This is a genomic window from Almyronema sp. (assembly GCF_052168255.1).
In the GTDB taxonomy this organism is placed as follows: domain Bacteria; phylum Cyanobacteriota; class Cyanobacteriia; order Phormidesmidales; family Phormidesmidaceae; genus Sphaerothrix; species Sphaerothrix epifaneia.
On the sequence record NZ_JBQLZL010000067.1, the window covers coordinates 31,576 to 45,158 of the forward strand.

A 13,583-nucleotide genomic window follows, 5' to 3' on the forward strand; every position below is an offset into this window, starting at 1 on the left:
ATATCTGTGAAGGCAGCTTAGCGAGGACAAAGCCGAGCTAACTTACCTAATGATGCCAACGCTACGGGGCGGTACGTTCCAACCCTAGCTGAACCAGCCGATCTACTAATTCGGGAAAGTCAACGCCGCTGGCTTGCCATAGCATCGGATACATGCTAGTGGCGGTAAACCCCGGCATAGTGTTGATTTCATTGATCAAAATTTCGCCTGTTTGCTCAAGGTAGAAGAAATCGACGCGCGAAATTCCGGCAGCGTCAACGGCTTGAAAAGCTTGCAACGCCATCGCTTGAATTTGGCGGGTTAGCTGCTCAGGCAAATCGGCAGGAATCGTTAGCTCCGCTTGTCCGGCGCTGTATTTGGTCTCGTAGTCGTAAAAGTCACTGTGAAAGCTAATCTCACCCACCACTGAGGCTTTGGCCTGGTCATTGCCTAAAACCGCACACTCAACTTCGCGGGCAGTGACGCCAGCTTCGACAATCAGACGGCGATCGTAGCTAGCAGCGCTGTCTAAAGCTTTTTCTAGCTCATCGCGCGATCGCACTTTAGAAATACCCACCGAGGAGCCTAAATTGGCGGGTTTGACAAAGCAAGGATAGCCTAGCTCAGCTTCAATGCGATCGCAGAGCTTGGGAAACACGCAGGGATTTGACCAAACTTCAGCCCGCGTCACAGCTACGTACTTCACTTGGGGTAGACCCGCTTGGGCAAAGGCCATTTTCATCGCCAGCTTGTCCATGCCCATCGCTGAACCAAGCACTCCAGAACCGACAAACGGCACCTGCATTAGCTGCAGCAGTCCTTGAATTGTGCCATCTTCGCCGTTTGGGCCGTGCAAGATCGGAAACCAAATGTCTATAGCTGCTGCCTGCTTGAGAATAGGTAAACGATTGAGTGGTGATTGTTGTGCCGCTTCAAGGGTTGCTGCTGCCGATGCTGGGCTGTGGAGGCTGGCTGCAGGGTCTGATGTCGCTAGCTGGAGCGGAGTACCCGACGCTAAGACCTGCTGAGCCACCTCTCCCATGAGCCAGTGACCTTCTTTGCTAATGTGAACGGGTAAGACTTCGTATTTGTCGGCATTAGCTCCGGTAGAGAGAGCCTTCGCGATCGCCTGAGCCGAGCGAATTGATACTTCATGCTCTCCAGAACATCCGCCAAACAAAAGGCCAACCCGCATTTTTGCCATCGCTACTGCTTCCTTGTTGCCGTTGCCATTAATTGCGGCTAGCCTATCATGTCAGACTGTCTTCTGGCGCAAAAGAAAACCCCCGAGATCCCTCCAGGTCTCTCAGGGGTTATCAATCAGGGTGCATCTACCATTCCACTCTTCTCAAAAGCAAACGCGCATCCGGAAAAGTTAGCTGAGTTTGTTATTTTTTGGCGTTGGCTGCTGTCTTGAGCGACTCTACAAACGGATGGTGTTCAGCCGTCGCCAATCCCCTCTGCAAAACTGAGAACACCTGCAACATCCGACCTGCCAGTAAATCGTCAACGGCTAACCATAACCCCGGAAACTGACGACTGCGAATAATGCCCTGGGCGTCAGCCGCTAACAGCTGATAGTCACCTGACTCTAAAGCGAACCAGCTTACAGTTTGATCAAAGACCTGCCAAACTAAATACTCGCGCACCCCATTGCGGCGATAGGCTCGCTTTTTGTCGTACAAATCAATCGAGACGCTGCTAGCAGCCACCTCTACCACTAGTTCCGGTGGCCCCACAATATAATCGTCTGCGCTAATGGTGGCTTGCCCCCCTGCTTCCGGCTGAATGAGCAGCACGGCGTCGGGCTGTAGTTCGTTGTCGAGGTCTAGCTGCACGGTGGCATTGTCACCCAACGCTACGTGGGGAGTCGTCGCTTCGTAAAGAGATAACCATCCCATGATTCTGCCGTGAGGTTGACCATGACTTTTGAAGCGCAGCGCCGCTGGCATGTAGACGACTCCTTCGATCAGTTCAGCTTTTTTGAGGGAGGACATATTGGCATAGCGCCGATGAAACTCTGGGCGGGTCAGGCGATCGCCCGCTTCTAGCGGCGGCGTTTGAGCAGAGGGCTGGCTAACCATAAAGCTGCTTTGGCACAGAAAGGTCTTACTGGCTATTTTATAGCGGTAGCCCCTGGGCTTGAAGCACCTCAATGGTTGAAAGCCGCTGCCAGAAAGCTGCTTGCTGTCGTCCTCAGTCTTTTTTCTTGAGCTATCATGCCAGCCCAAAAACAAAATAAGCTTTGCTAGCTGAAAAGAGTGTCGCTGCTTCAGGCTGAAAACTAAAAAGGGCGCGGCAAACCGCACCCTGACAAAATGGAGTCTTCCAAAAACCGCATAGAGGTTTGGTGACTTTATGGGTCAGCCCCAGCCCTCAGCGGTAACTGCCTGTGAATTCATTCAAGCCTATTGCAACTGTACATCTTGGGTAATATTGCGGCTAAGGCGGGCATTGTCGGTTAGCTCAATCTTGACTGAAGGCGTCTGCCAAATATCTGCCGCATATTCTGCGATCGAACGGTCAGACGAAAACTTGCCCATCCGGGCAGTATTCAGAATTGACATGCGCACCCAGCGATCGCGATCGCGATAAGCCTGACTCACTTTTTCTTGCGCTTCAATGTAAGACTGATAGTCGGCAAACAGCAAATAATTGTCCCAGCTTAAAAGCGAGTCAATTAGCGGCCTAAACAAATCGGGGTTGCCGCCAGAAAAGTCTCCCGCTTTGAGCCGATCGATTACCTCTTTCAGCTCAGGATTGGATTGATAGTAGTTCCAAGGATTGTAGCTGCTGGCTTTGAGCGCTTTGACCTCGGCTGCTGTTAAACCAAACAAGAAGAAATTTTCAGGGCCGACTTCTTCGCGAATTTCGATATTGGCACCATCTAGGGTACCAATGGTCAGTGCGCCATTCATGGCAAACTTCATGTTGCCTGTACCCGAAGCCTCTTTGCCTGCCATTGAAACTTGCTCAGACAAGTCGGCGGCTGGGTAAATGTGCTGGGCAAGCTTGACGTTAAAGTTTTTGAGGAAAACAACCTTCAGGCGATCGCCCACAGCCGGATCATTATTCACCACATCGGCGACCGAAGTGATGAGCTTAATAATCAGCTTAGCCATCATGTAGCCAGGAGCCGCCTTACCGCCAAAAAGGAAGGTACGAGGCGTGATGTCTAGATTGGGATTGGCCTTAAGGCGGTTATAAAGCGTGATGATGTGCAGCACCATCAGATGCTGCCGCTTATATTCATGAATCCGCTTCACCTGAATGTCAAACAACGACTCAGGATCAACCGTAATGCCGTTGTGAGCCTGAATATACGTGGCTAGATCGTGCTTGTTGGCCTGCTTGATTTCCCACCAGCGCTGTCGAAAGCTGGCGTCTTCAACGGAGGTTTCTAACTTCTGCAAATGGTCAAGATGTTGTACCCAACTGTCGCCAATTGTGTCATTTAGCAAATGAGTTAGACGCGGATTGCTCAGCACCATAAAACGCCGTGGGGTGACGCCGTTGGTTTTGTTGTTAAATTTTTCTGGGTAGAGCTGGTAAAAATCGTGCAGAACGTCTTTTTGCAGCAGTTCGGTATGGAGAGCGGCCACCCCGTTAATCGCATAGCTGCCTACACAAGCCAGATTAGCCATGCGCACAAAGCGTTCGCCCGATTCATCAATAAGCGACATGCGGCGAATGCGATCGCCATCGTCTGGAAACTTAGCACGAACCTCATCTAGGAAATGATGGTTGATTTCGTAGACAATCTCCAGGTGACGGGGCAGCATTTGCCCAAACATCTCCACTGGCCAGCGTTCTAGCGCCTCTGGCATGAGAGTGTGATTGGTGTAGGCGAAGCTGTTTCGAGTAATGTCCCAGGCTTGATCCCAGGCAATGCCATGCTCATCTACGAGTAATCGCATTAGCTCGGCCACCGCGATCGCTGGGTGAGTATCGTTCAACTGCACCGTAAACTTCTGGCTAAATTCGCTCAGCGGTAACTTTTGGCGTAGCAAAATACGAATCATATCTTGCAGTGAGCAAGACACAAAGAAAATTTGCTGAGCCAGACGCAGTTGCTTACCCTGGGAGACATTGTCGTTAGGGTAGAGAACCTTAGATAAATTTTCTGACGAAATTTTTTCTTGGACGGCTCCTAAATAGTCACCGGAATTAAAAGCTTCAAAATCGAATGACTCAGGGGCTTGTGCTGACCATAGCCGTAAGGTATTGCAGGTGTTGATTTGATAACCCAAAATCGGCGTATCGTAAGGAACACCTTTGACGACCTGGCGCGGAATCCAGCGAACCCGGTAGTGGCCGTTGGCGTCTAGATAGGCTTCTGTATACCCCCCTAGCTTGACTTGAACTGCCCAATCAGGCCGGGGAATTTCCCAAGGGTTACCCAGTCGCAGCCACTTATCCGTAAACTCGACCTGCCAGCCATTCTGTAGCCCTTGCTTGAAAATGCCGAATTCGTAGCGAATGCCGTAGCCCAGTGAAGGAATTTCTAAGGTTGCCATTGAGTCTAAGTAGCAGGCGGCTAGCCGTCCTAACCCGCCATTACCCAGACCTGGTTCTTCTTCTTGATCGAGCAGGGTGTCTAGGTTCAGGCCCAGTTCTTCAATCGCCTGCTGCACTCTGTCATATATGCCTAAGTTAATTAGATTGTTACCTAGCTGTGGCCCCATCAAAAATTCAGCAGACAGATAGGCAACCGTACGAGAGCTTTGCTCGGTGTAGGTGGCGGCTGTACTGATCCAGCGCTGTAGCAAACGATCGCGCACCGTATAAGCCAGTGCCATGTAATAGTCGTGCTGGGTCGCTAGCCGGGGAAATTTACCCTGAATATAGAAAAGGTTGTCAAGAAATGCCCGCTTGAGGGTTTCGATACTGAGTCCTGTTCTGTCGTCTTCAACGCGAGCAGTCTCAATTTGAAGTTTTGGGGCGGTTTGCATATTAGATTCCTGTTGCAGTCAAGCCTTTGACCTCAAGGTCAATAGGCAGTGCTAAAACGAATGCGTAAACTATTTAAAGCCTGTATTCCCATACTCTGGGTATTGGTTGACACATTTCGCCTTAATTAAAAAGAAAGAACGATAGTACGAGAAAATACACGTTCTGTACAGATCTGTTGGGCACATTTGCGAAAGTTCTTCGTTTTATGAGTGGGAAACTCAGTTAACGCAACTTTCTGGCTGGCTGCAACTATTGCAGCGTCGTTTTAGACACAATACGGGTACGTTTGCGATCGCGCTCAGACAAATCTTCTCCGGTCTGTAGTCGCGTGGCATTTTCTTGTAAAACCGTGGCGGCGTTTTCGTCCCCCATTTGTAAAGCCGTCTGGGCTGCTGTCTGTAAAAGGGTGGCCGCACCTTGGCGATCGCCTTGTTTCAGTTTGGTTTCAGCAATTTGAGTTTGACGGTATTTAGCCAGAGCCAGTACATGTTGCTGCACGCGATCATTGGGAATGGGTTGATAAGTGGATTGCACATTGGCCTCAACCAGGATGCGCTCAGAAGTTAACCCCGTTTGCCCCCGAGCCGGATCGTCGTACTGCACCTGTACTGCCGCAATTGGATGGCTACCTAAGGGCAACTGGCTGATATAGAGGTTCGCCAGAATCACCCTGGGATCATCTACCATCAAGTCCCCGAGACGAATGCTAAGGGGGGAAGTCTCTGTAGTAATCGGCAGTTCAATCGTTTCGGGGGCAACCTGGGCAATCGGCTTGAGTTCAGCGAGCCGTGCTTCGGGCATGAGTTCAAGCTTTAGATAAGCATTGGTGAGGCCAACCGCCTGCACCCGGCTAAAGAGGCGGTTAAACACATCCATCGCGTCTTCTGGCTCTTGGATGTAAGACAAGCTGCCGTTTCCGGCATCGGCGATTTGTTCAAGAATATCCTGGTTCCAGTGGTCGCCAAAGCCTAGGGTACTCAGGGTTAAGTTGTAATCTGCCGCCAACTGAGCCAGTTTGAGACAGCGCTCGTTATCACCGTGTTCATTCTCGCCATCCGTCAGCAAAAAGACCTGAGAAATCGCGTTTTGTCTACCAACCGCGGCTTCTTCAATTCCGAGCTTTAAGCCACCGTCAATACAGGTTCCACCGCTGGCTTTGAGCTGATCAATTTTATTTTTGATCACAATTGGCTCTTCAACTAGCTGGTTAGCAACCAAGACTTTGGCCTTGTGGTCAAAAACCACAATCGTAATGCGATCGTGGGGCATGAGGCCATCCACTATACGATTAGCCGCTTGCTTAACCGTTTGCAGCGGTTTGCCCCCCATCGAGCCGCTATGATCCAAAATCAGGCAAAGATTAAGGGGCGCGTTGCGACCGACTTGTTCAGCGATCGCAGAAATTGAGATGGCAAGTTGCCGCTGATTACTGGGCTGAGCCAGATTTAAATTGGCATCGCTCAGATGACACTGCAAACCAACCCTCATACTCAGGCTCCTTATCTCTAAAAAGATGGTTAACTCAACGCTATCGTTTGAAACTCAATAATTCCTGCTTCACTCAAAAATGTTTATTTTTCGGTAACCTTGCCTATTCTTACCCGACTCTTTGCTTGCAACTCCTGCCCTGCGGCGTCTTTGCATCTCTAAAGTAGGGTTATCCGCCACAACCGCTAGGTTCACCCACACGCTACACTGTTAAAAACCATTCTGTCTCTAGGTTTGAGCCTATTTGAGATTGTGATCAAATGGCGATCAGAATCAAAACTAAGCAATCAAACATGAGGATTTTCAGAGTGGTTCTAGAAAACACTGCCGCTTTTGCAGCTTTATGGATATTCGAGCTGTTCAGTCTCCGTACTATGGTGATGCTTCTTATCGCACACCCCCTCCAGATCTGCCTTCTCTCTTACTGAAGGAACGTATTGTTTATCTGGGTCTGCCTTTATACTCCTCGGATAATGTCAAGCAGCAGGTTGGCATTGACGTTACCGAGTTGATTATTGCCCAACTGCTCTATTTGCAGTTTGATGATCCTGATAAACCCATCTACTTCTACATCAACTCAACGGGCACTTCTTGGTATGACGGCAATATGATTGGCTATGACACCGAAGCCTTTGCCATCTGTGACACGATGAGTTATATCAAGCCACCCGTGCATACCATTTGCATCGGTCAAGCTATGGGTACCGCTGCAGTGATTCTTTCAGCAGGTTCAAGAGGGTATCGAGCTAGCCTACCCCATGCTCGAATTGTGTTACACCAGCCCCGTAGCGGCGCTCAAGGTCAGGCAACTGATATTGAAATTCGAGCCAAAGAGGTGCTTAACAATAAGCGCACCATGACAGAAATCTTGGCGAAGAATGCCAATCAGCCCATGGACAAAGTCATGAAAGACTCTGATCGGATGTTTTACATGAATGCCCAAGAGGCCAAAGAATATGGCATCATCGATCGCATTTTAGAAAGTCCATCAGAACTGCCTAAGACCCCCGCTGCTATCAGCTAAGGCTGGATGATAGCGCACTTTGTCTCGTTGCTCAGTAGGGCTACTCAGCCAATTGATTGTCCCCTGCTAACTCAGATCACTAGAGAGGATAGCTATGCCCATCGGCACCCCCAAAGTTCCTTATCGTCTGCCGGGTAGCCAGTACACCCAGTGGATAGATATTTATACCCGCCTTAACCAAGAACGGATCATTTTTCTTGGGCAAGAGGTCACTGATTCGCTTGCCAACTCCATTGTGGCAGCGATGCTGTACTTAGATTCAGATGACCCTTCCAAACCGATTTACTTGTACATTAACTCCCCTGGTGGCTCGGTTACGGCTGGCATGGCGATTTACGACACCATGCAATACATCAAGTCTGATGTCATTACCATTTGTGTGGGGCTAGCTGCTTCGATGGGGGCGTTTTTACTAGCGGCAGGCACTAAGGGTAAGCGCTTGGCGTTGCCCCATGCTCGCATTATGATCCACCAGCCGATGGGGGGGACGGGGCAGCAGAGGTTGCAGGCAACTGATATCGCCATCGAAGCTAGAGAGATTTTGCGCGTGAAGCGCGAGCTAAACGAGATGCTCTCTGATCGAACTGGCAAGCCTATTGAGCAAATTGAAAAAGACACCGATCGGGACTATTTCTTGTCAGCGGCTGAAGCGCTGGAGTATGGACTAATCGATCGCGTGATTGAAGAAAAAGGTGAAGAAAAAGGCGCTTAGCCGACGCTTTAGGCAAAATGCTGCTGAAAAATGTTTACGAGTTGTTAGCGGAGTGGCAGAATTCTGAGTAATTCTGCCATTTTCTTGCAAATGACGCTTGCAGACAATTACCGGGTGCTAGGACTCAGAGAAGGAGCCGCTTTTGGAGAGGTGAAGGCGGCGTATCGTCGTTTAGCGCGTCGATATCACCCGGATGCAAACGCGAATAGTTTGCAGGCGAAAGAAAAATTTATTCAGGTGACGGAGGCTTATCGAGCGATCGCTCGTGTGGTTCAACCAGAGGCGCTCCCCGACAGTTCTGAAACGGCGGTTGAAAACTCAGCTACTCAGCCGGAACCGTCCATTCGCGTCAAGCTACACCCTAGCCTGACTTCTCAAGAGCAAGCCTTGAAGCAAACCTCTTTTGAACAGCTTCAGCGTCTTTTCAAACAGCAAAAGCTGCCGAGAGCGATCGCCTTAGTCGAAGGCTTAGCCCAGCGAATGCCGCGTGATCCAGAAGTCAAGCAGTGGCAGGCGATTACTTATCAGCGCTGGGCACGCCTGTTAATTGCGCAGAAGGAATTTAGTAAAGCCCGGATTTACCTCAAAAAGGCGCTGCGCACTGATCCTCACAATCGCGCCCTCTGGCAGGCAATCAAGCAAGATTTTGAACGGCTAGAGCAAGCGGCTATTAAGTCTTGGGCGATTAATAGTCAGCCCGAACCTTAAGCTGCCTGCAAATGATGTTGATAGCGGCGTAGTTAGATTCGCTAGGCTTGGGCTTCGCAGGTATGGTACAAACGGCGCAAACGCTTTTTCGCTCGACAGATGCGTTGTCTCAAGGCTGTATCGCTAGGGCGATCGCCGTTTTGGGCATCAAGATAGCTGCGAATAGCAGCCCAGCTTAGCTGTTCAATAAACCTCAGGTGTAAAAGTTCGGCTGCAGCTGGATCATCCTCAGCGAGCGTGGCTAAAGCTCGCCACAAAGCGCTAAGCTGCCCGGACAAGTCAGAAAGTTCAAAAGCTGCCCTCTCTGCGGCAGCGCTGGCTATTAAATCAAGACAGTCGGCATCCATCACGCGAAAGCGCTGTGAGCTACGTTGCTGCTCTCGAATAATATTGACAGCAGTTCCCTTTAACCAGGCGTGGGGATTGTTGATCTGCTTGCCGTTGCGCAGCGCTTCTCTGCCGCGTAGGTAAGCCAGCGCCAAAATTTCGGCTGGTTCTGTAAACTTCTCTAAATGAAACTGTCTTAGATAGCGCTCAATCGCAGTCAGCGTGGAATAGGCATAGGGGTTCTCAGGCTCTAGAATTTCTTTAACGGCGATGTCTAATGGACTGAGTAAAGTTTCTTTCATCGTCGTGTAGGAGCTGCACCACCTAATAGTGGTAATTCTGGCAGATTTGTGACAGGCCGCTGCGGCAATTGCCAGCGCTGAGATGCCAAACGTCCCCAAATACAAAGGTTTAGCCTAACTGCTCCGGAGCGGCTTTGAGCAGATTTAGCTTGATTAGGATGGAGACTGGATTAAACCCCATATAACCTCACAAAATCTTTATAAAAAGCCTGTCACGATTAACGGCACGATGCCACTAAACAGTTAGTGGCTCAATATTGCGGGCAGCGATTGGTCTGTGTTTGGCGATCGCTTGTCTTTGCTGTGGAGTCTTGTGGTCATTGAGGGAGAGAGTTCGATGAAAGTATCGGAAGCATTAGCAGAAGCCGTGGCACATTACCGAGAAATAATTGAAACCTATTGTCAGATCGCGGTTCAGTCAGACCTTAGCGAAACCGAAGCCGATCAACTAACCGCCATCCTACAGCAGGCTCAGACAGATTCAGCCCTAAGCCTTTTGCTCGATGAAGCTGATCACCTCCTAGCACACAAACACAACTTAATTGACGAAAGCCGCATTCGCTGGCAACAGCAGCAGCTATACGCAAGGCTAGAAAATCAATGGCTTGATCAACTGCTACAGGATATGCAAGCAACCTCTCGCTCAGAAAAAGCGGCTCTCCAGCAGTACTTACAGGCTCAAGGCGTTTACGCTGGTGCTATTGACGGCGTTTGTGGCCCTCAAATGCAAGCAGCGCTGAAAGCTTTAACCTGCCAGGAAGGGGGCGATTTGCTTTTTGATTGACTGCAAGGGGCAACATTGCCTAGCTAAGCTCAAAGCAGCTCAGCAATGACGACAAAAAAAGAATAAATATGAAAAATTTCATAGGCAGACGCTCAGCCGTACTCAGCCTGCTACTTAGCAAATGCCTTAAACTGAGCGTCACAAATTTCATCCAAATTTCACTAACGAATAAGTGAACCGGAGGATGAAAGCGATGATTACGAATGTCCACCAGTTGCAAAGTTTATACAAAAGTGGGGAACGTAATTTTCGGGGTGTTGACCTCAGCGGCCTGAATTTACAGGGTATACACTTGGTTTCGGCTGACTTTAGCTATGCCAATCTCTCAGGTACAAACCTGGGGCGAGCTGATTTGCGCTGGACAAAACTACGGGGAGCCAACCTGACAAATGCCAGTTGTGAATACAGCAATTTGCGGCGCAGTAGCTTGTGCCATGCGGACTTGACCAATGCCAACCTGTATGCTGCCGATTTACGAGCAGCAAACTTATTTGGCGCCCATCTCAATGGCAGCCGTTTAATCGAGGCTGACCTGTGGGGGGCGATCGCTCCTGATGGTGGCACCGTTTCTTTTGATATGCTTGCAGGCTTTGCTAGCGCACTCGCAGCCGCTGGCTAATGACTGTGGTACCGTCTTCCCGAATTAAAACCGCAGAAATCCAGCGATCGTCTGCTTGTTCAGGGGTTGTGCCAATTTTGAATAGCCCCCCGGCTGAAAGTAGCTCTAGGTTGAGTGGCCGCGCTAAAAAGAAGTCTTCCGCCGTGGTACCTTCATCTAGAGCTGCTCCTAACAACAGGCGATCGCCTAGCGGCTCTTGCACAATGGCATCAAAGTTAAAGGGGGCGGCGACGGCTGCTTGCTCTGGCAACATAATGGTGACATCAGGTGGGTTGTCACCGCTGCTAAGCTGGTTGCGCTCTGACAGAATTTCTTGAGAAACAACCTGGCCTCTGGTAAGCTGCTGCCGCGATCGCACAACTGCTGCTAACGTCAGCGTCCGCCCGTAATTAATACCCGTGCCTTCGATATAGGTAATTGTTTCAGCCGTCAGCGTGGCTCCAGACTGTTCCCAAGACTGCAATTCTAAGCGATAAGTCAGCTGCGGATACTGCTGCCAAAGCTGTTCTAAAGCTTCTGCAAGTTGTTCACGGTCAAACCCATCTGTGTTAGTAAACTCTGGGCTATAAAACTCTATCAGCTCGTCTAAGTCTTGCGCGTTAGCAGCGGTTTCAATTTGCTCTAAAACGGTCGTCAACTCAGGGGGAGCCGTCTCAGGAGGGGCGGCGACTGCCTTGAGGGCTGGCGCACTTCCTAGGGTAAACCCCAATAACAGAACTGAGAGGGTTTGTCCCATGCGGCGAATCATAAAGTCTTCCTCACAACTGGCTGGCGGTCTATGGCACAGGGTGTAGAACCAAGGTAACTCAAATTCAGAGTTTGCCGTAAATTTCTCGGCTGAAATTGACCGTAGCTCGATAGGATCAGAAGCAGAACTCGAATAGGGACGATTCTCGTCCGCAACACCGCATTGAGGGTACTGTTTTGGCTTTATCTTCCACTCGACTACTGGTGGCAGCAAGTGGCACTGGTGGCCATCTGTTTCCGGCGATCGCGACCGCTGAGCAGCTCAGCGACTATCAGATCGAGTGGCTAGGCGTACCCGATCGCTTGGAAACTCAGCTAGTTCCCCAAAAATATCTGCTACACACCATTCGCGTCGGTGGATTTCAAGGTCGCTTAGGCTTAGGCAGCGTGCGCTTGATGACTCAGCTCATGCGAGCCGTGTTCCAGGTGCGACAAATCCTCCAGCAGGGCAAATTTCAAGGTGTTTTTACGACGGGTGGCTACATTTCTGCTCCAGCCATTATTGCGGCTCGTAGCTTAGGTCTGCCCACCATTTTGCATGAGTCGAATGCGCTACCGGGTAAGGTGACCCGCTGGCTGAGTCCCTGGTGTACGACTGTGGCGTTGGGTTTTGATACCGCTTCTAGCCTCTTGCCTCGCACTGATAGTATTTGCGTGGGAACGCCAGTGCGATCGCAATTTTTACAAGCCGCATCAGACTTACAGGAGTTGGCTATTCCTCAAGAGGCTCCGTTAGTCGTCGTGATGGGGGGTAGTCAAGGTGCGGTCGCGGTCAACCAGCTAGTGCGGCAGGCAGCGCCCGCCTGGTTAGACGCAGGGGCTTGGCTGGTGCATTTGACCGGTGATAACGACCCAGAAGTTGATCAACTCTCCCACCCGCACTATATCCATCGTCCTTTTTATGACAATATGGCGGCGCTGTTGCAGCGAGCCGATTTTGCCATTAGTCGAGCTGGAGCAGGTACCCTAACGGAACTCGCCGTTACCCGCACACCCGCAATTTTGATTCCTTATCCGTTTGCTGCTGAAGATCATCAAACCTATAACGCGGCTGTATTTGCGGCGGCTGGTGCTGCGCTGGTCAGTCGTCAATCTGATCTGACGGTTACAGATTTACGCGATCGCGTATTGACTTTACTCAACGATCGAGAGCGCTTGGCGCAGATGGCGCAGGCGGCTGGGGATTTAGCTATTACTGATAGTGCTGAGCGCTTAGCCAAGCTGGTGCGAGAAGTTGTTCAAATTCACTCAACCAAAAGCAATTAACTGGTCTGCTGGTGATGACGGTAGCTAGCTAATTGACGACCTGAGCGCCATGACTACGGGGATCTTCTTGCCCAACGGTAGGGCTGAATGCAGGCTTGTCTAATTCCGATATGCGCCCGCTGGTACGAGCATGGGGTAAAACTTGATGATTCAAAAGGGCTTCTAAGTTTTCAGCAATAATCAGCCGTGGCTGTTCGCCAATAGCGCTACCTAAGCTTTCGCCAGCGCTGTCTAAGTAGACAAAGTGAGGAATACCATCAACCCGGTAATGCAGCATTTCTGGCAACCATTTGCTGTTGTCTACATTCAACATGACAAAGTTAACGCGATCGCCATACTCATTCTTCAGCGTCTGCAAATCTTCTGCCATTGCCTGACAGCTTGTACACCAGTTGGCATAAAACTCCATAAAGGTAGGCTTTTGATTGGTTAGCGCCGTTTCTAGAGGAATAGTAGCCTCTGCCATTTCGCTGAGTGAAGCTGAAGGTGTGCGGGTCTGAAAGCCCAGAACAACAGCAACCGTTAGCATAGTGGCGGTTACCACAATGACCAGATTGCGCAATTGTTGCCCCCAAGAAGCCGCCGCTTGCAATTGTTTTGCGGAATCAGAAGAGTCAGCCGCCATAAACTAAAAATATAAACAGGTCTGCTCTATTTAGTTTAACCAACTCTCC

At 50.2% G+C, this 13,583-nt stretch carries 13 protein-coding genes; 6 read left to right on the forward strand and 7 right to left on the reverse strand.

The window, feature by feature from the left end; genetic code table 11:
• Positions 1 to 61: 61 nt before the first annotated feature.
• The 4 genes from ACTS3T_RS14945 to ACTS3T_RS14960 all read right to left on the reverse strand — a co-directional run bounded on the left by ACTS3T_RS14945 (position 62) and on the right by ACTS3T_RS14960 (position 6,420).
• The gene (locus ACTS3T_RS14945) at positions 62 to 1,183 is read right to left on the reverse strand and encodes a D-alanine--D-alanine ligase family protein (RefSeq protein WP_377966212.1); all 1,122 of its coding nucleotides are present in this window, start codon (positions 1,181 to 1,183) and stop codon (positions 62 to 64) included.
• Positions 1,184 to 1,367: 184 nt separating this feature from the next.
• Positions 1,368 to 2,063, reverse strand: a complete 696-nt coding sequence (locus ACTS3T_RS14950) for a Uma2 family endonuclease (RefSeq protein WP_377966210.1) — start codon at positions 2,061 to 2,063, stop codon at positions 1,368 to 1,370.
• 324 nt (positions 2,064 to 2,387) lie between these two features.
• On the reverse strand, positions 2,388 to 4,931 hold the full coding sequence (locus ACTS3T_RS14955) for a glycogen/starch/alpha-glucan phosphorylase (protein WP_377966208.1): 2,544 nt from the start codon (positions 4,929 to 4,931) through the stop codon (positions 2,388 to 2,390).
• Positions 4,932 to 5,181: 250 nt separating this feature from the next.
• Positions 5,182 to 6,420, reverse strand: coding sequence for a vWA domain-containing protein (locus ACTS3T_RS14960; protein WP_377966206.1), 1,239 nt, complete (start codon positions 6,418 to 6,420; stop codon positions 5,182 to 5,184).
• A gap of 343 nt (positions 6,421 to 6,763) precedes the next feature.
• On the opposite strand from ACTS3T_RS14960, the gene ACTS3T_RS14965 reads away from it, so the two are divergent.
• The 3 genes from ACTS3T_RS14965 (at position 6,764) to ACTS3T_RS14975 (ending at position 8,864) form a co-directional block, all read left to right on the forward strand.
• A complete protein-coding gene (locus ACTS3T_RS14965; RefSeq protein WP_377966204.1) occupies positions 6,764 to 7,444 on the forward strand; it encodes an ATP-dependent Clp protease proteolytic subunit in 681 nt (226 codons plus the stop codon).
• Between the two features lie 94 nt (positions 7,445 to 7,538).
• Complete coding sequence (locus ACTS3T_RS14970) at positions 7,539 to 8,156, forward strand: ATP-dependent Clp protease proteolytic subunit (protein WP_377966202.1); 618 nt, start codon at positions 7,539 to 7,541, stop codon at positions 8,154 to 8,156.
• A 90-nt stretch (positions 8,157 to 8,246) separates the two neighbouring features.
• Positions 8,247 to 8,864 (forward strand): J domain-containing protein, encoded by a 618-nt coding sequence (locus ACTS3T_RS14975; protein ID WP_377966200.1) that lies wholly within the window; start codon positions 8,247 to 8,249, stop codon positions 8,862 to 8,864.
• Between the two features lie 41 nt (positions 8,865 to 8,905).
• Here ACTS3T_RS14975 and ACTS3T_RS14980 read toward each other — a convergent pair whose 3' ends face one another.
• Positions 8,906 to 9,493 carry an RNA polymerase sigma factor gene (locus tag ACTS3T_RS14980; protein ID WP_377966198.1) on the reverse strand — a complete coding sequence of 196 codons (588 nt, stop codon included), beginning with the start codon at positions 9,491 to 9,493 and terminating at the stop codon, positions 8,906 to 8,908.
• Positions 9,494 to 9,830: 337 nt separating this feature from the next.
• Here ACTS3T_RS14980 and ACTS3T_RS14985 point away from each other — a divergent pair, with 337 nt between their 5' ends.
• Entirely contained in the window at positions 9,831 to 10,277 is a 447-nt protein-coding gene (locus tag ACTS3T_RS14985; protein WP_377966196.1) for a peptidoglycan-binding domain-containing protein, read from the forward strand.
• A 193-nt stretch (positions 10,278 to 10,470) separates the two neighbouring features.
• Positions 10,471 to 10,896 carry a pentapeptide repeat-containing protein gene (locus ACTS3T_RS14990; protein ID WP_377966194.1) on the forward strand — a complete coding sequence of 142 codons (426 nt, stop codon included), beginning with the start codon at positions 10,471 to 10,473 and terminating at the stop codon, positions 10,894 to 10,896.
• Here the strand turns inward: ACTS3T_RS14990 and ACTS3T_RS14995 are convergent.
• A complete protein-coding gene (locus ACTS3T_RS14995) occupies positions 10,871 to 11,644 on the reverse strand; it encodes a Cif family virulence factor (protein WP_377966192.1) in 774 nt (257 codons plus the stop codon). The genes ACTS3T_RS14990 and ACTS3T_RS14995 overlap by 26 nt on opposite strands.
• 176 nt (positions 11,645 to 11,820) lie before the next feature.
• On the opposite strand from ACTS3T_RS14995, the gene murG reads away from it, so the two are divergent.
• Complete coding sequence (gene murG / locus ACTS3T_RS15000; protein ID WP_377966190.1) at positions 11,821 to 12,909, forward strand: undecaprenyldiphospho-muramoylpentapeptide beta-N-acetylglucosaminyltransferase; 1,089 nt, start codon at positions 11,821 to 11,823, stop codon at positions 12,907 to 12,909.
• 28 nt (positions 12,910 to 12,937) lie between these two features.
• Here the strand turns inward: murG and ACTS3T_RS15005 are convergent, their stop codons facing one another.
• Positions 12,938 to 13,534 carry a thioredoxin family protein gene (locus ACTS3T_RS15005; protein WP_377966188.1) on the reverse strand — a complete coding sequence of 199 codons (597 nt, stop codon included), beginning with the start codon at positions 13,532 to 13,534 and terminating at the stop codon, positions 12,938 to 12,940.
• Positions 13,535 to 13,583 lie beyond the last annotated feature (49 nt).